This is a genomic window from Paenibacillus sp. FSL R10-2199 (assembly GCF_038000235.1).
Lineage (GTDB): Bacteria > Bacillota > Bacilli > Paenibacillales > Paenibacillaceae > Paenibacillus_AQ > Paenibacillus_AQ phytohabitans.
This window is the reverse complement of the sequence record NZ_JBBOBO010000001.1, coordinates 1,585,657-1,603,478: the sequence shown is the minus strand read 5'-3', so window position 1 is coordinate 1,603,478 and position 17,822 is coordinate 1,585,657. Positions and strand designations below refer to the sequence as shown.

Sequence of the window (17,822 nt, the reverse complement as noted above, 5' to 3'; positions counted from 1 at the left end):
ATGACTTCACCGCAAATAAATAGCCGGGCAAGCGATACGCTAGTATCACTGCCCGGCTATTCTTATGTATATATAGCGTTGCGCGCCTTCTAGGGCGTTAGCCGTTTGACGAACTGGAAGCGGTCATTCACCCGCATTTTACTGTAAATACTCTTCAGCATATTCCGAACCGTGCCTTCACTGATGCCCAGATCACTCCCGATGTGCAGCGCGCTTTTCTCAAGTAACCATAGCCGTGCTACATCCTGCTCCCGCGCTGTCAGCTTATATTCCTGTAAAGTGGCTTCCAGGCGGTATTGCTGCATCTCCGGGTTCTTCTCCATCCACTTCTCCATAATATTCTCGGCAATCTGCTGAACGAACGGAATGGCGAATTCAATCGGTTCTCCTCTATTAAAAGAAATGTCCACATATCCGAAGACGGTATCCTCATTCTGCAGCGGAGCACACACACAGTTCCAGTTCTGGAAGGCCTGGTCGGAATGTTCCGTCCCCCTCACTACCCCGATGCATTTCATCTCCATGGCCAAGGATACGGCATTCATCCCCGAGCGCTGCCTGCATAAGCTAACCCCCGGACGCAGCTCCGCCTGTTCCATCTCATCCCGGGTGACCGGAGAAGAACAGACCAGCTCCAGAATGGTACCCGCCTTGTCCGTCAGGAATACAACATAAGGAATAGAGAGCAGCTGGCTTAATTTATTCATTTCACTGCGGATGGAAGATATCATGGCTCTATGATAGATATGCTCTTTCGATTCTTCTGGAAAAGAAACCCCGGACTGCCCGCTATGTAATTCGATTTGCTCTGCGTCAAGCGGCCGGAAGGCTTCAAGCTGCTGTGCTTCCAAATCTCCAGGCACGCTCCATGCTCTCGATTGTTCAAAGATTCTCACGACGATCCTCCTCCATTTTTACCATTTCCTATATAACCGATTTTAAAAGAAAGTATTATAACATACAATCACGGAATAAAAAACATTCAGCATTGGACCTGTAAATGAACCTGCAAGCGCTGTAAAATAGAAAAATCTGCAGTCAAAAATCACAAGTGAAAACGGCTATGTTGTCTTGAAATAAGGATAAGGACCGTACCGTTTGAGCAAGGAGGTTCTACATGCTTCGCATCGGCTATATCTCGGCAGTCCTGAATCTGGCAACCGCTATGGTATCATTCATGCGCTTCGGCAGTAATTATGCACTGGCGATCATGATAAGCCATACACTAATGATCTTCCTGGGTTACAGGCTGCTCCGCTCCAAAAGCAATCTGGCCCTAATCCCGCTGCTCACGGTCAGCTGCTCCTTCCTGATGTACAACGTGGTCTATGTTCTATTGAAGCAGATCAACCTTGTAGACCTGTACGCTGTAGACTGGAGACTGGAAGTTCAGCTGTTGCTGCCACTATTAATAGGGTTACTCCTCAAAGCCATTCTCGAACGAAGCGGCAAATCCCGGTTAGTCTAGTTAACCAGGGTAGCCGCTTTTTTGCAGCATCATTCGCCATAATAATCTAAATAAATATATTCATTCGATGGATTATGATAGTTTTCGACATTGCCGCAGTGATATATTTATTCATACGTCTTTTACATAGATTGGGATTCAGAAATTTATATGCTGCGAACAAGCGAACGCGCTTTCAAAGTAACTTTCAGGAGGGTTAGCCTTGAGTATTATTGAAGCCAGAGGGCTGAGCAAGTCATTTATGCAGGCAGTGAAGGAGCCGGGCCTGGGGGGAGCGGTTAAGCACCTCTTCCTCCCCCGGCATATTGAGAAGGTGGCGGTTAAGCCGCTGGATTTGAGTGTAGAAGCAGGCGAGACGGTGGCCTACGTGGGCCCGAACGGTGCAGGCAAATCCACCACCATCAAGATGCTGACCGGAATCCTCATGCCCTCAGCCGGCACTGTTTCTGTAAACGGTATCAATCCGTACAAAAAAAGAATGGACAATGCCGCCCAGATTGGTGCCGTGTTCGGCCAGCGTACCCAGCTGTGGTGGGATATCCCGATTGTGGAGTCTTTCTCGCTGCTGAAGGATATTTATCAGATTCCTGGCGCCGTCTACAAGACGAATATGGAGCTGTTCACTGAAATGCTGGGAATGAGCGAGTTCATCCATCTCTCTGCCCGGAAGCTCTCCCTGGGTCAGCGGATGCGCGCCGATCTGGCCGCAGCCCTGCTGCATAACCCGCCGATTCTGTATCTGGATGAGCCGACCATTGGCCTCGACGTATCCGTGAAGCAAAAAATCCGCGAGTTCATCAAACAGATCAACCAGGAGCAGAACACTACGGTGATGCTGACCACCCATGATCTGGGGGATATTGAGGATCTGTGCAAACGGCTGATTATCATCGACCATGGGGCGATTATTTATGACGGCAGCCTGAGCGAGGTCAAGGCCCGTTTTGCCAAAAACCGTGTCATCTTCTTTCAGGTCGGATCACCGATGCCGGAGTTATACGCGCAGCTCGCGCAGACACCGGGAATGAAGCTTGCGCAGCAGAGCGCGCAGGAATTTTCGGTCTCTTTTGACCGGTACGAATATACCGCCAGTGAAGTGGTGGGCCGGGTGATGAGATATGGCGAAGTTGTCGACTTCCGGATGGAAGATACTAATATTGAGCAGGTCATCAAGGCCGTCTATGACGGCAAGCTGGATCTGACCGGAACCGGGGAATAAGGAGGCTTACACACGATGATGACTGCTGCCCAGTTTAAAATGTACAGAAGTATCGCGAACCGCTCCCTGCAACGGGTTTTGGCTTACCGGATTTCTTACATCATTACCTTTCTGGCGAACTCTATCAATCTGCTGGCCATCTACTTTCTGTGGCAGGGCATTTACAGCGGGCGTGAGGTGGTAGGCGGCTACACCTGGGACCAGATGAAAACCTATCTGCTGGTTACCTTCCTGGCCAACTCTGTGTTGTCCTGGTATTCGGAATCGGCTATTTCCGGCAAAATCCTTGACGGCAGCGTCGCCGTAGACCTGCTTAAGCCGATTGATTTCCAGACCGCAAGATTCGCGGAAACCTTGGGCTCGAGCCTGCTTGAAGGCGGCATGAGTACGGTCCTGCTGATCCTGTTCGCCACCTTCCTGACCGGAGTCACCTTTCCGGGTTCGCTCTCTGTCTATATCTTGTTCGCAGTCAGTCTGCTCGGTGCAATCGTGGTGAAATTCGGCGTTGTCTATCTGGCGGCACTTTTATGCTTCTGGTCCACCGGATCGATGGGCATCGTCTGGACACGGATTGCTCTGACCAATCTCCTGTCCGGAGCTTTGGTGCCCCTGGCCTTCTTCCCGGACTGGCTGGAAAAGCTGGCGCTCCTGCTGCCCTTCCAGGCCATCATCCACACGCCGTCGATGATTTTTCTGCAGCAGGCAGATACCGGGGAGAGTCTGCGGCTGATCGGTATTCAACTTTTCTGGGGGGCAGCACTCTGGATTGCCGGCAGGGCAATGTGGAACTGGGCGGTACGCCAGGTGACCATCCATGGAGGCTAAGGCAGGAGGAGGCCGCAGAATGAAAATGTCCCAAATGCTCTACCTCTACAAACGGCTGTATGTGCAGCAGCTTAAAGCGATTTTGGAATATAATAAGGACTTCTATATTTTGATGTGCTCTGCCGCCTTGACACAGATTCTGGGGTTTGTCTTCCTCTGGGTGATCTATGACCGGATTCCGGAAATTAACGGCTGGAAGTTCTGGGAAGTTACGTTTATGTACGCCATGATCTTTCTGACGGAGGGCATCGGCTCTTTGTTCTTCGAAGGCACCTGGCGCCTCGGGCGGCTGGTCAACATGGGCGAGCTGGACCGTTATTTGCTGCGGCCGGTGCCCGTTGTCCTTCAAGTGTTCTGCACCGGGATCGGCATCAACGGACTCGGTAATCTGCTGATTGGCGGAGTGATCGTCTGGCAGTCGCTCGTGCATAGCCCGGTTCACTGGACGCTGGGCAAAGCCGCCATCCTGATCCTGCTGTTTCTGACTGCGGTTATCATCCGGGTATCGGTCAACCTCGCGGGGAATTCCGCCGCCTTCTGGATCCGCAATGCGGGCAATGCCTTTCCGCTGATGGTGCATAACCTGTCCGATCTGGCCAAATATCCGATTACCCTGTTTCCGCAGGCGATCCGCATCTTTATTTCTACTGTGCTGCCCTATGCGTTCATCAGCTTTTATCCGGCAACCTATATTTTCGGCAAAAGCGGATGGTCCGGCTGGTGGCTGCTCGCCCCTGTTGCGGCAATAGGAAGCGCGGCTGCGGCTTATGGTATCTTCCGGTATGGATTGTCTAAGTATGAGAGTACGGGGAATTGATGGCGAAATAACAGCAACAACCTTTAACAAGTTGGAGTAGGATATACGTGAGCACTCGGGTGGACGCTCAGCAATCGGAACGTTGCTCCAATCGCTGTTGTGTCCAGATTTTTTTGATTTTAACTATCGGTGAAAATCCGGACACAAAGGCGACCGCTAACGCTTTTACACAATCGTTCCGTCCGCTCCGCTGTTTAAGCGGGAATCGGTTTAACACCTTTAATCACATAAATGCCCGAAGACCGGAATACCTGAATACTGCAAAAAAGAAACCTACCTTTTAAAACTGAAAGTGTTAGCAACCAGTTCAATAGGGAGTTTTGATTATCCTCCCTATACACGATGGAGTAATCCGCCTGATAGGTCTGATCCCCTTCCACACCGTCAATGGTGGAGACATTCAGATGCCCCCGCTCTTCCGGACCGCTGGAGATCATCAGCAGTTCGCCCAGCTCCGTCGCTGCTCTCGCCCGGATGGTCCCTCATCATTAACGGAATCAATCAGCGCTGAACTGGCCTGTCCCTCCAGGGGGAACAGACTGATTACTTCTTCAAGTGCCGGAATTTCCACTACAGCCATTGAGAATATCCTCTCACAAATTTAAATCTTATCTTCTATGCATTAAAAAATAGTAACTACTATCTCTATACGCCTCATGCGCAATAATAGCCCCGGTTTAGTTGTTTAAATCACAGTTAGCGCTTAGATTGAGCTTAGATTGAACTTAGTTAGAACTTAAGTGGAGGTCTCGTAACGGAACCACCTGCAACTCAAGCATAATATCCGGCTGCAACTATCGTATTTCTCGAAAATCCTGCCCAAAATACAACAATTCCCTCATACAAACGGCCGTAATCCAAAATTGTTGTACAAAAGACAACAATCCCACTCATCCAGGCGCCTTAGCGGAACAATTCTTGCATTTCATACAACAATCTTCCTAAACACCCGTGTATCCTTAAGTCAAAGTTGTAATACGTACAACATTTTGCCTACGAGTGTGAACTTGAGATTCTCAACCCTGCCAGCAACAAATCCGGTATGCAAAATGAAGGCTTCTCTGGTCTGGTTCCACCAGCGCAGGATCAGTTACTTGCTTGCCTGCGGTCTCAAGTGCGGCCTAGTTTGGAAGAAGCTGACGAAGAAGGCTCCATGACCGCCGTCCCGCAGACGGCGAAGAGCAGTGCGGACATTTCCGCACTGCTCTCATTTATGCTCTCACTACCGCTGCCAACTGCCATTGCTGTCCCAATAACTACTATCCACTACTAATTTCATCAACTGCAACTTACTGCTATTTCATCCTGTGCTCTTCTTCCTGCAGCTACTTCCCCAATCAGCTAGGCAGATCCGTTGACGCCACAGTTCCGGCTGCGGCAGGCTGCTTGCGTTCTTTGGCCGATTTGCGGAAATAGAGCAGCTCATAGATTGCCGGAACTACGATCAGAGTTAACAGGGTTGCCGCAGTCAGGCCGCCGATAACTACAATGGCCAGACTCTGCGAGACGATGCTTCCCTGCTCGGACTGCCCGAACAGGAGCGGCAGCATGGCGCAGACGGTAGCAATGGCTGTCATCAGAATCGGACGCATCCGCGTGCCGGCTGCCTCCAGAATGGCTTCGCGGACCGTCATATGCTCCTCATTATGCTTAATGCGGTCGATCAGCACGATCGCATTGGTGACCACGATGCCGATGAGCATTAATGCGCCGAACAATGCGGTGAAGTCAGGGGTCACACCCGAGATCAGCAGGGCTACGATGGCCCCGATTGCTGCGAGCGGCAGGGAGAACATGATCGCCAGGGGCGCACGCAGCGTCTTGAAGGTCAATACCATGATCAGGTATACCAGACCAATTGAGATCAATGCGGTGATGCCCAGGTCACTGAAATCTCCGGCCTGATCGGCCGAGGCACCACCTGCGAACAGGGTTACTCCCTCTGGCAAGGTAATGCTGTCAGTCGCTGCTTTAATATCTGCACCGATCTCCGAGACCCGCTTCGGATCTGCCTCTGCGGTAATCCGTACATAAGGCTTGCCGTCTTTATGATACAGCATTGCCGGCTGGTCAGTGACCGTAAGCTCTGCCACCTGTGAAAGCGGCTGCGGGCCGGCGGATGTCATAAGCATAATCTTCTGCAGTTCCTCCTGCGATGCAGGCTGAACCACTGGCTCCAGCACTACTGAGGCAGGGGAACCATCCAGCTCGATCTGGCCCAGCGGAACCGGATTCAGCATCGCACTAAGCTGCATGGAGATTTCCTGGGCATTCGCCACAGCCGGATCTACTTTGAACGCAAACACCGGCTTGGTATCCTCCATGTTGCTGGCTACCTTCCCTACGCCTTCGATCGTTTTCACTTTGGCAGCGACTTCCTTGGCAACCGCATTAATGGCTTGAAGATCATCGCCCACAATATCAATGTATTCATTGGTTGAGCTGGAGCCCATCATACTGGCTGCTCCCACGTTCAATGCTGCTCCGTCATAGGAAGACTGCAAGCTGCGGATATGGTCCATGAATACCTGCGCATCTGCATCTTCCTTCATCATGACGGTATAATCCACTTGGGTCAGCGACACCACACTGCCCCATTGTGCCGAATCTGCGCTATTACCAGATTGCATAATGACGATCTCCGCCTGCGGCTGCTTCATCAGTTCAGCTTCCAGCTGCTTGCCGTTCTCCAGCACCTCTGATACCGGAACATTATTCGGATAGACCAGCTGAACGGTTACCGTGCTGGCATCTGTAGCATCGAGCGCCCCTTTGGGCATCGTGACATAGGCGCCAATGGACCCCACAAGCAGCAGCAGTCCGAGTGATAACGTAATCCACTTCCGCTGCAGATTCCACTCCAGGAAGCGGCTGAACTTGCGGGAAGGCTCATGCTCCTTCAAGGAGGAGCCCTTCAGCAGCAAGGAGCTGAGCAGCGGTACTACCGTTAAGGCAACTATAAGCGAGGTCAGCAGCGAGTAAGTGACGGTCAGGGCAAACGGCAGCAGGAAGGCTTGCAGCCCGCCGCGCAGCAGCCCCATCGGCAGAAATACTGCTACCGTGGCAATCGTAGAGGTAGTAATCGCCCGGGCGACCTCTCCAGTTGCGCTGACTACCATTTCGCGGGACAAGCGTTCTTTTTGCATCCGCCGGTAGATATTCTCGATCACCACGATACTGTCATCGACCAGCCGTCCAACCGCAACGGCGACGCCGCCCAGCGTAACTATATTCAGCGTGATCCCGGACACCTTCAGCAGGTACAAGGTAACCGCCAGTGATAACGGAATGGAGATAGCCGTAATCAGCGTTGCCCGTACATTGCGGAGGAAGATCAGGATCACAATCGTGGCGAATAAAGCACCGAGCAGCACCTCACGCAGCATGCTGTTTACCGAGGTCACGACCATATCCGAAGTGCTGAAGATCATGGATACCTCGGCATTTTTGACGCTGGCGCTAAGCTCCTCTGCTGTACTGCGCACCTTGTCGCCCACATCCACCGCGTTGGCACTTGCTTCTTTGGTGATAATGAGGAATAGTACATCCTTGCCGTTCGAGCGGCTCACACTCTCTTGGTCCAGCTTGGGCTCGACAGCAGCAATATCTCCTAGTGTTACTCCCGCTGCCACCGGCAGCTTTTGAAGCGTATCGACGCTCTCAATGGATGAAACCACGTTCACATTGCCCGTCTGGCCGCCAATCGTCTGCTCACCCACAGATGCCGATACGCTGCGGCCCTGAAGCAATCCCATGACCTGCGCCGTGTTTACTCCCTTCGCAGCCATTGCTGCCGGATCAAGCTTCACCCGGACCTGCGGAGAAGTTTTGCCGTAGAGGGCTACGCTCGCTACACCATCAATTTTTTGCATCTCGGGAAGGATCTTGTTCTCGGCAATCTCCAGATTCTCCTTGGTGAGCCCTTCATCGAACGCTACAGTGACCTGCGACACAGGAATCATCGAGGTATTCAGCTGAATGATGAACGGGTCCATCACGCCTTGCGGGAATTGCAGGGCATGAACTGCCTTCTCAACCTCCTGCGCCGCTTCCTTCATATTGGTTTTGCCGTCAAAATAAATATCCACCTTGGCATAGCCGTCAGCGGAAGTGGACATCTGCTCCGTCTTGCCTTTCACCAGTGAGGTCGCAGCCTCAATCGGCTTCGTCACTTGCGTCTCCATCGCATGCGCATCCTGGCCAGGACCCAGAACCGCAACGGTCACCTGAGGATTATCTGCCTCCGGCATGAATTCCATCGGCAGCGAGGTATAACTCATGATACCGACCACAAGCGCCATAACCACCAGAAGCCCGACTGCCCCCTTATTGCCAAACGACCATTTCGTAAGCCATGTCATTTCTTTTACCCCTTCCATTTCATCAAATGTATTGAACTCTTTATGTCTGTTCTCTTATGTATGAGCTGCAGATTCTTGCTTAAGTGTAGAAGCTTTGGGCTGATGCCAAAACGGTCCGGCGGAGGGTTTCGTTCTCGGTCTTAAGGCGGGTGGCGGCTCCTTCTAGAGGTACAACGCAAAAAAGCTGCCCTGTAGAGGACAGCCTGTTAAAGAATAACCTGGTATCGCCGCATAGCAATTAAAGCGAATTCCGTACCACTTCTTCCCGGAACATACTCTTTAGCAGCGGCGGTGTCACCAGTGTGGTAATACTTACAGCAATGATAACGCCGGTGAAATATTGCGGCAGCAGCAGCCCGCTCTCAAGCCCCGTGGCTGCAATGATCAGGACGACCTCGCCTCTGGAGATCATTCCCGTACCAATGACCAGTGATGAGCGGGTATTGAAGCCGGTAAGGCGTGCGCCGATTCCGCCGCCAAGCAGCTTAGCCAGAATAGCGACCAGTGACAGCACCACCATGAATCCAAGCTGGCTGCCGAGGCCCTCAAAGCTGACACTGAGACCGATGCTGACAAAAAAGACCGGCACATACAGCGAGTACGCAATCGGCTCTACTTTGGACTCCATCACATAACCCGGGGTACAGCCAGCCGGCGAGGACGGCAACGGCGAAGAACAGCAGTTTTTTGCCGATAAGCAGACTTAAGGAAATCTCATCGCCCGTACCGAAGGAGCACAATAAAAAAGCAAGGGAACTGTGGGCAGCGGCTTTAACTGATTCTACTAATATCCCTTTTGCTGAAAAAAGTTTTAAAAGTAACTCTTCTCTCATTTTACTAATGTCCCTAGCAACCAGGGAAGCAGTTGCCTTGTAATTTGCAATCGTCCAATCGGCTATTCCTGTCTGATCTAGTTGTTGAATAAAATCGTCGAACATTTGCTGCATTATTGAATCGCTCATTTTTTCATTTTATAGAAGATAACGAGTTTTTTGCCGTAAGGAACGGTAGAATGCGATCAAATCTTCTCTTCTTCTGTATAGAGAAGACGACGAAAGTACAGAAGTTTCAACACATAAATTATTTAATGTTTCTACCTTGGTTGTTAAGTGATATTCAAAATCTCCCTAATAGGTGAGGAGGAAAGTAAAGGGCACTTTTCTTACCTTAACTAAATGAAGTGTTTAGCCGAGAACGCCCTGCTAGGCTAAATACAAAACAGGAGGAATTTAAATGTCCGTTTATACAAATGAGTATACGCAGGTTGTTGTGATGACCAAATCTCAAGTGTCCCAAGCGCTTACTGAACAAAATGCTATTATTCAGCATGGTATCAAGGTACCAAATAGTTCTAATTTCATTTCTGCTGTGTCTGCAGTTACTTCAGTTTTGTCTCTTCTGATATTTAAGAAAACTATACCAAGTCTTGCATCTGGAATTGTCGCCGTATTTTCTTCATTGTTCCCAGATGAAAAAGCATCTGCCGAATTCATGGCAAATAAAGGACTCTCATTTCTTGCAACAGTAAACACTGCTATAAACAGTAGCGCACAATATGATCAAATTGAAGTTCAGCTTCCATTTTTAGAATACACTTATAACAATAGTGCCGATAACTGGAGATTTGTTTCGGGCTATGGGACAATTACTCGTCTTCATACACCTTCGGGTTGGATCAATGCTAACTAATAAAAGCCTTGTCTGGTATTATGAGACTGCCCCCTGTAAATGAGACTGGGATCGAAACACCTTACAAGTCTAAGCAGCCAGTCGTCGGAATTTAATCGGCGACTGGCTTTTAGCTTCGTTTGAATTCGAATTTAGTTGTAATAGATACTGTAGTCTCGAACGGTCTGTTTAACGATTGCAGGCGTTTTGCAGGTTAACCCTTCGAGATAGAATGTTTTTAGACTTTAGCGTTGGAATGAAACGATTCAATGGGAGCATTATCAGCAGGCGCTCCCTTGTGGGATATGCTCATGGTAATGCCTTTTCCTTTGACGGCCTCTTGTACCCAAAGGAGGTGTAGACACTGCCCTGGTTACTATGGAGTAACACCGTTTCCTGCTTTGGAAGTTGGTTTAACGTATCCAAAACCAAGGAAGTGTCTTGCTTATCTGCTATACTGTAAGCCACAATTTTTCCGTACTCTGAAGAGTGTTACGGACCTAACTATACTGCTTACCTACAGCTACAGGGGTGAATTTTACCTTTTCGATACCACTTCATCCATACCTTTAGTGAAGTCACATTTCGGATGCCTAACTGCTCCATGACCTCCCGCACTGTAACTCCGGTTAATTTCTTTCATCTCAATGGATTCCATCATAATTTCTACTGTAGCTAACTCATTTGCCAACGCAAAAACACCTTCAAGGTTATCTCCATATCTTACGACATGGTTTCATTCTCTTGAAGGTGTTTTGATTTGTCTCACGTTAGGGGGGTAATCCCGACCAGGCATGAAAATGACATGGGTTTTTTTAATTATCAATTTATTTTCTTTTCCATTATGGTGCTTACTAAATTATTAATATCCTCTTTGTTAATGATAGAATACCAACGGTTGATTTTTTTCTCATCGTTAAGATCAATTACAAGCAGTTCATTCCTATCTTCTGAGACATTCAGAATAATTTTTAGGGTTCCCTGAACATCTAACCATATCGAGTCAAACTGATCTGTTGAATTATGATCACTTTTTATCTTTTCCTTGACTTCCAAGTTTGAAAGTCGATTAATCATATCGCTAAGAATATCATCGTCTGTAAGTTTGATTTCGTTTTTTATGTCATTTTTAGCAAGAAAAGCAATTGTTGTTATATCCTTTTTAGGTAGAACGGTAACCACATTTCCTAAGGTTGTTTCGGAACTTAACAAAATTCGAAGAGTGTTACCATAACTTTGGAATAAGAGGAAAATAAGAATGGCAGCAAATATAATTCTTAATGTTAAATGAACCTTTCGACTACGCATAAAAATATTAGACCTCCCTTGTTTTCTGTCAATCCGGTGGAGGAAAAACCGAACCTTGAAATATTCCCTGTGATCGCACTTTGGATATCGACACCTGACGGATTGCCCTATATTGTCACGACAGTACAGTCCTGAGATTTCTCGTTCTGCCTCTTAAGAGGTTGACAACTGCTACATGCTCCTTGCAGGATCGTTGCTTTGTATGCCAAGACTTAGATGAATTTACAGCCTAAACCCACTCATTTCACAATGTTATCCTCCTCTGCAAATATATACTAAAACCATCATATCACTTTATTCCAAAAAATAAAAAATATACCGACATGAAAATCAATGGTGTTGATTTTGCATAATAAGGATTTTATATCCTTAATAAGAAAGCATTTAAGATAGGTTTCCACGCAGTGCCACCAATCTTATATACACCACCTTCACACTAAGGAAATTACCCATCACTATTTGCATACAGATAAATTCTCCACAACGATCGAACCTATTGTGGCAGTCTACAACCTTATTTTCTTTCGACTTCTTCTGAAATAAAGGACCGCTTCATTTGAAGTGGTCCTCTTAAGGTTAATACGTAGCTTATGAGTGGTTTACAATTAATTTCCACTGTGGCCGGAACTATGACTTTGAATCAAAATATGAATTATGAAAAATGCTTATTTATATAAAATTTCTAGTAACTCAACGATAATCATAGAGACTACATCTTCAGTCGGTAAATAAATATATCGACTTATTCTTTGTATATCTTCCTTATATAGATCTATCGGTTTTAAAGTGGCTTCCTTGTCTCTTTTCTTGGCAGCGTGCAATAAAATTCATCATCTCATCGTCTGAGATAATTTCTGTATCATCTTTCTTTTCCATTTGTTCACCGCCTGTTGACTGATATGATATTGTTTTGCAATTTCAGCCTCAGATAGGTTCTGAAAATATATTTTTATCAGTAGTGATCTTTCTTGCGGGGTTAAAGTGGCAAACAACTGCTGAACTATTAATTTTTCATCAGATACTACTGTAAAGTCAGGTGTGCTAGGATTATGGTCGTCAATAGAACATTCTCGGCTTCTGATCTTTTTGGCTCTGTACTGTAATCTCCAACCTATTCGGTAAATTTCGGTTTTGTAGCGCTCGTAAATTGATGTGTCTTTTCCCATTCGAGATATCACCTCACTGAATGTGTCTATATATAGGGAAATTTGGGATTAATTTAACAACTTAAATAAGAACATATGTTTCTATTAATTATATTTTACATCTAAGTTGTAGAACGTGGCAATTCTTTTCCCTATTGGTAAAGAGAAAAGAGAAAGGAGTAGCACTGATGCAAGTTGCAGATTTAATATCGCTAGTAACTAATGTCGGTTTTCCCGTGACGCTTTGCTTTATTCTGATTCGCTATGTATTACAAACTGTTGGCGAAAAATCAGATAATTTGGACGCCTCTTTAAAAGGGCTAACACAAGCTATAGAATCCATTAGAAATAAAGAAAAGGTTCCAGAGCCAGAAAAAAAGTAGGGTATTCAACCTCTGACTGTGGCCGAGTCTATTCTGATGCTGCGGTCAGTTACTTTACCTTGGCTACTCCGGATCCCTATACGGAGATCGAGGAGCATAGGGCTACTTTATTTTGCAGTATGAAATGGAGGATGGCTATCGGTTGGATTTTGGCACCAAGCGATCGATTGAGCTGCCCACGGTAGAAGCAGCCTGGGAACTGATGGATATCATCATCTAATAGAGCATAATGTTATGCTTTTAGTCCTGAAGCATTAAAATATCCCACCAGTTTAATTTCACTGGCGGGATTTGCTTAGTTGATCATTCAAAGGCCGTTCTGTTGAGGACAGCCTGGAAACGAGAGATCTATTTAAAAAGAATATGGACAAGTTGCTCTGCTGCTCTTAACCCGGATTCATACCCCCTGTATCTCTTCTTCCCGGAACACCACCTTAAGCAGCGGCGGTGTCACCAATGTGGTGATAATTACGGCAATGATAACACCGGTGAAATATTGCTTCCGCAGCAGCCCGCTCTCAAGTCCCGTGGCCGCAATGATCAGGGCGACCTCGCCTCTGGAGATCATTCCTGTACCAATCACCAGTGACGAGCGGGTATTGAAGCCGGTAAGGCGTGCGCCTATTCCGCCGCCAAGCAGCTTGGCCAGAATGGCGACCAGCGACAACACCACCATGAATCCGATTTGGCTGCCGAGGCCCTCAAAGCTGACACTGAGACCGAGCTGACAAAAAAGACCGGCACATACAGCGAGTACGCAATCGGCTCTACTTTGGACTCCACCACATGCTTGAAGGAGGTTTGTGCACTGGCAATCCCGGCGGCAAACGCGCCGATAATGCCTGCCATCCCCATCATTTCAGCGAAATAAGCATATCCGAACAGAATCACCAGCGCTGCCGTGATCGTCGCTTCGGTCACCCGCAGCGGAGCAAGCCAGCGCATCACCCGGGGTACAACCAGCCAGCCTGCAAGGACAGCGGCGGCGAAGAACACCAGGCTACCCCAGCTGCACGGACAGTTCCCCCGCCAGTTTGGTGAATAACAGAATCAGCAGCAAATATAAGATGAATTCCATGATGCATTCTACTCCCTTTACTCTGTATTGGATCCCTAAAAAAGACAAAGAGGAACCCTTGGTGACGGGCTCCTCCTAAAAACACATGGCTATAAACCACGACGCATGTTAAAGCTCAGCCACTGATTCCCGCTTCATTCGGACGCAGTATGGTGGAGCCAATCGTCAGCAGGACTGCCGCCATCAGGCCCAGAATGGCAAAAGGCAGCCACAGCTCGTTCCAGCCTCCGCCCGTTGCGGCGATATCTACCGCCTGGATGGCCCATTTCTGCGGTGTGAAATTAGCTAGCTTCTGCATATAATCCGGCATGATCGAGATCGGCCAGAAGCAGCCGCCCAGCATACAGGTGGGTATAAGGATCAACGAATTGAGCATGCCGGCATTGCGCGGATTACGGATCAGTCCCGCTACGGTGCTGGCGATGCCCATGGATACCAGCATGAATGCGGCCAGAACCAGGAAGTAGAGAAACATCGGCATCTCATAATCGTAGCGTAGCACCCATCTCCCAAGCGAGAGCACCACGATGATCTGAATAATCCCTACGAGAAAGCTGCCTAGGAAATTGCCGAGGGCAATTTCGTAAGAGCGGACCGGGGCGCTGAACATCCGCATCATCGTGCGCCCCCGGCGGTCATCGTTGATCAGGGACACGGAGCTTGTCACCAGTGTCATCAGGAACATGAGCGTCAGACCGGTAATCACACCCAGCGTCTCCCGGGGGTATAAATCATAATCCGTACGAATGCTTCCCACATGATGCTGCTCCGCCTGCTTCAGCACAGCAGCGAACTGCGCCTGCTGATCTGCTGCCGTGCCGCCGCTGAGTGCAGCAACGGCATGCGCAGCTTCAGCCATGTTTCCGGCAATCGCATTGACCTTCATCTTGACGATAATGGAACTCTCGCTCGCGCGAAGCTCATAGATGCTAATCTTCGGCTCCTGCCCGGCAATCAGGGCGGCTGAATACCCCTCTGGAATCCATATCCCTGCCGCCCCCTCCTGCCCGATCGCCGCTTCCTTCAATGCCGCCTCATCCCTGCGCTGCTCAAACTTGTAATCGCCGGTCTGCTCCAGTTCGGAGAGCAGATGCTTTCCGGCAGCACCCTTATCCATATTGGCGTACAATATGGTCGCCGGACCATCGCCAACGCCCCCAGTGAGCGAAATGATTCCTGCAACCACAACACTGGGCAGCAGAATAAATATCAGCACCCCTTTGACAGAGCCCAGGCTTCGGCGGATCATATTCCAGGCAATGGTTATTATTTTATTCATGGTAGCCCACCTTCCGGTATGAGACAGTCATTACACACAGCAGAACTGCACAAATCAGACACATCACCCATAAGTTCGGCAGAATCTGCTTCAGACCGGAATGGAGCATCATGCGGATAATCGCCTGCTGTGCCCAATGGTTGACTGTGAATGCACCGATGCTGTTCACCCAGGAATCAGGGAGCGGAGCCATCCCACCGCTGACGAAGGTCATCACTACGGCGAGAACATTAATAACATTCGTTGCGCTGGCCGAAGTTTTGCTGAACAGGCAGATGACAATGGAGAACGTCATGGACGCGATGATCATCAACAGGCAGAACAACAACAGAAGTCCCGGCCGGTTGCCCCAGTAGACACCGAACAGCCAGTCTGACAGCACAATGATCGCCAGACACTGAAGGATGCTGACAAGGCCTACCCCCAGCATTTTGCCGATAAACAGCTGGGAGCCCTTGACCGGCATCGAATTGATCCGAAAAAGCGTATGGTTCTCTTTATCACTGAAGAGAGAGCCCGTTACCGTCAGCCCGCTGTACAGAAGAAACATCATCAGCATGGAAGCCGCGTAGAACTGGGAGGCTGTATAGGTTTTACCCCCATTATTCAGATCACCCATCACCACTGCCCCTGTCTCTGCCGTTACCGGAGGAACTGCAAGTGCTTCCGGCCCAAGCGCTACCGCTGCCGATTGCTTGTAATTGATCGTACTAAGAAAATTGTCAAAAGCCGTTCCCGCCACCAGATTATCGGTATGATCCTTGCCGAGAATAAACTCCAGCCGGGCGTGTTCTCCGCGCTGTACCTCTTCATCGAAGCCGGAAGGGACAATGACCGCATAGGCGTATTTGCCTGTACGAAGCCCGCTTTCTGCCGCCTCCCGGCTCTCTGGCTTGTGGGCGATGATGAGATCCTTCACTTCCGGTGCCTCCAGAAAAGCAGTTATCATAGCAGAGGTCCCTGCTTCTCCGCCTGCGGCATTCACAACAGCTACCCGTACTGGGTCGATCTCATCGGCTTCTTTCACACCCACCACCCCGGAGAGCGAAGCCCCCAGCAGAAAGATCAGCACCAGCGGGAGCAGAAACATATTAAGCAGCATCGAACGTGAGCGGAACAATCTGCGCAGTTCATAGTTCATAATGGTCCAGGTATTCATCTCGCTGTCCCCCCTCTAATCCCGTAATGTCCGTCCGGTCAGACTGAGGAACAACGTCTCCAGATCCGGCTCTTCAATGTTAAGGGAGGCAATTACCCCTTCATGCTTGGCGAAAATAAACAGAATGTCCTGCAGCTCATTTTGTGAAGAAGGCAGATACATCTCCACAGCATCCTGCACAACCTCCACCCGGCTAATCCGTGGATGCTGACGAAGCTCGTTAATTAGAGCTTGAGTGATATTCGCCGCCTTAACTACGATTTTCTCCTCATGGGCTACCCGTTCCCGTAGCTCGCTTTCCGTGCCGCAGGCAATAATATGACCTTTATCCATAATTGCCACCCGGTCACAGACCGCCGCTACCTCCTCCATATAGTGGCTGGTATAGATAATCGTTGAGCCCAGCTTATTCAGTGTTTTGACCGATTCCAGAATGTGATTGCGGGACTGCGGATCAATGCCGACGGTCGGCTCATCCATAATGATCAGCCGCGGCCGGTGCATGATGGCACAGGCGATATTGAGGCGCCGTTTCATCCCTCCCGAGAAGGTGGACGGCTTATCCCTGGCCCGGTCGCTAAGACCTGTGAATTCGAGCGCTTCCTGGATCCGTTCCTTCAGCAGCTTCCCGCGCAGGCCATACAGCTTCCCGAAGAAGCTTACATTCTCTGCCGCCGACATATTCTCGTATAAAGCCAGCTCTTGAGGGACAAGCCCTATACGCTTCTTAACCTCCAGCGGCTTCTCCCTTACGGACAGGCCATCGATCATAATCTCGCCGCTGTCCGCCTTAAGCAGACCGCAGATCATGCTGATTGTTGTGCTTTTCCCGGCACCATTAGGGCCGAGCAGACCGAATATTTCACCTTCCTGCAGACTGAAATTCACATGGTCCACGATCAGTTTGCTGTCATACCTTTTCACCACATCGGTTAATACCGCAAGTGCCATTTGCCATCGCTCCTGTTCCCTTAGTTCTCGTATTCTCATTGTAGCGCAACGAAGGCGCCGCCGAAGGTACAGAAGGTCATCCTCCAGAGGTGACCAAAGTCATCTCCTGAACGATGGCGCTCTTATGCTAAGATGGAGATACCTGAGAAGGGATAGAAGGA

At 49.1% G+C, this 17,822-nt stretch carries 15 protein-coding genes and 3 pseudogenes; 6 read left to right on the top strand and 12 right to left on the bottom strand.

The window, feature by feature from the left end:
- Positions 1-89 precede the first annotated feature (89 nt).
- The gene (locus NYE33_RS07030; protein WP_336101241.1) at positions 90-896 is read right to left on the bottom strand and encodes a LuxR C-terminal-related transcriptional regulator; all 807 of its coding nucleotides are present in this window, start codon (positions 894-896) and stop codon (positions 90-92) included.
- Positions 897-1,117: 221 nt separating this feature from the next.
- On the opposite strand from NYE33_RS07030, the gene NYE33_RS07025 reads away from it, so the two are divergent.
- From NYE33_RS07025 to NYE33_RS07010, 4 genes are all read left to right on the top strand, one after another.
- Entirely contained in the window at positions 1,118-1,468 is a 351-nt protein-coding gene (locus tag NYE33_RS07025; RefSeq protein WP_336101242.1) for a hypothetical protein, read from the top strand.
- Positions 1,469-1,670: 202 nt separating this feature from the next.
- On the top strand, positions 1,671-2,687 hold the full coding sequence (locus NYE33_RS07020; RefSeq protein ID WP_042140186.1) for an ABC transporter ATP-binding protein: 1,017 nt from the start codon (positions 1,671-1,673) through the stop codon (positions 2,685-2,687).
- Positions 2,688-2,702: 15 nt separating this feature from the next.
- A complete protein-coding gene (locus NYE33_RS07015; RefSeq protein WP_341065263.1) occupies positions 2,703-3,512 on the top strand; it encodes an ABC transporter permease in 810 nt (269 codons plus the stop codon).
- A gap of 19 nt (positions 3,513-3,531) precedes the next feature.
- Complete coding sequence (locus NYE33_RS07010) at positions 3,532-4,329, top strand: ABC transporter permease (RefSeq protein WP_341065261.1); 798 nt, start codon at positions 3,532-3,534, stop codon at positions 4,327-4,329.
- Positions 4,330-4,765: 436 nt separating this feature from the next.
- Here NYE33_RS07010 and NYE33_RS07005 read toward each other — a convergent pair whose 3' ends face one another.
- The 4 genes and pseudogenes from NYE33_RS07005 to NYE33_RS06990 all read right to left on the bottom strand — a co-directional run.
- Positions 4,766-4,909, bottom strand: a complete 144-nt coding sequence (locus tag NYE33_RS07005; protein WP_341065259.1) for a hypothetical protein — start codon at positions 4,907-4,909, stop codon at positions 4,766-4,768.
- 530 nt (positions 4,910-5,439) lie between these two features.
- The gene (locus tag NYE33_RS07000) at positions 5,440-5,571 is read right to left on the bottom strand and encodes a hypothetical protein (RefSeq protein WP_341065257.1); all 132 of its coding nucleotides are present in this window, start codon (positions 5,569-5,571) and stop codon (positions 5,440-5,442) included.
- Between the two features lie 95 nt (positions 5,572-5,666).
- Positions 5,667-8,690: an efflux RND transporter permease subunit gene (locus NYE33_RS06995; protein WP_341065256.1), complete on the bottom strand. Its 3,024-nt coding sequence runs from the start codon at positions 8,688-8,690 to the stop codon at positions 5,667-5,669.
- A gap of 238 nt (positions 8,691-8,928) precedes the next feature.
- Positions 8,929-9,442: pseudogene (locus NYE33_RS06990) on the bottom strand (cation:proton antiporter); the annotation flags it as partial.
- A gap of 481 nt (positions 9,443-9,923) precedes the next feature.
- Here NYE33_RS06990 and NYE33_RS06985 point away from each other — a divergent pair.
- The gene (locus NYE33_RS06985) at positions 9,924-10,379 is read left to right on the top strand and encodes a hypothetical protein (RefSeq protein WP_042140192.1); all 456 of its coding nucleotides are present in this window, start codon (positions 9,924-9,926) and stop codon (positions 10,377-10,379) included.
- Positions 10,380-10,513: 134 nt separating this feature from the next.
- Here the strand turns inward: NYE33_RS06985 and NYE33_RS06980 are convergent.
- The 3 genes and pseudogenes from NYE33_RS06980 to NYE33_RS06970 form a co-directional block, all read right to left on the bottom strand.
- A pseudogene (locus NYE33_RS06980) lies at positions 10,514-10,814 on the bottom strand (IS3 family transposase); the annotation flags it as partial.
- A gap of 366 nt (positions 10,815-11,180) precedes the next feature.
- Positions 11,181-11,666 carry a hypothetical protein gene (locus tag NYE33_RS06975; RefSeq protein ID WP_042140193.1) on the bottom strand — a complete coding sequence of 162 codons (486 nt, stop codon included), beginning with the start codon at positions 11,664-11,666 and terminating at the stop codon, positions 11,181-11,183.
- 830 nt (positions 11,667-12,496) lie between these two features.
- Positions 12,497-12,832, bottom strand: coding sequence for an RNA polymerase sigma factor (locus tag NYE33_RS06970; RefSeq protein WP_042140194.1), 336 nt, complete (start codon positions 12,830-12,832; stop codon positions 12,497-12,499).
- Between the two features lie 167 nt (positions 12,833-12,999).
- Here NYE33_RS06970 and NYE33_RS06965 point away from each other — a divergent pair, with 167 nt between their 5' ends.
- Entirely contained in the window at positions 13,000-13,194 is a 195-nt protein-coding gene (locus tag NYE33_RS06965; protein ID WP_042140195.1) for a hypothetical protein, read from the top strand.
- Between the two features lie 397 nt (positions 13,195-13,591).
- On the opposite strand, the pseudogene NYE33_RS06960 reads toward NYE33_RS06965, so the two are convergent.
- The 4 genes and pseudogenes from NYE33_RS06960 to NYE33_RS06945 all read right to left on the bottom strand — a co-directional run.
- Positions 13,592-14,193 (bottom strand): annotated as a pseudogene (locus NYE33_RS06960) (cation:proton antiporter); the annotation flags it as partial.
- Between the two features lie 194 nt (positions 14,194-14,387).
- Positions 14,388-15,551: an ABC transporter permease gene (locus tag NYE33_RS06955; protein WP_042140196.1), complete on the bottom strand. Its 1,164-nt coding sequence runs from the start codon at positions 15,549-15,551 to the stop codon at positions 14,388-14,390.
- Positions 15,544-16,710, bottom strand: a complete 1,167-nt coding sequence (locus NYE33_RS06950) for an ABC transporter permease (RefSeq protein ID WP_042140197.1) — start codon at positions 16,708-16,710, stop codon at positions 15,544-15,546. Before NYE33_RS06950 ends, NYE33_RS06955 begins: the two co-directional genes overlap by 8 nt.
- 15 nt (positions 16,711-16,725) lie before the next feature.
- A complete protein-coding gene (locus NYE33_RS06945; protein ID WP_042140198.1) occupies positions 16,726-17,661 on the bottom strand; it encodes an ABC transporter ATP-binding protein in 936 nt (311 codons plus the stop codon).
- Between the last annotated feature and the right edge of the window lie 161 nt (positions 17,662-17,822).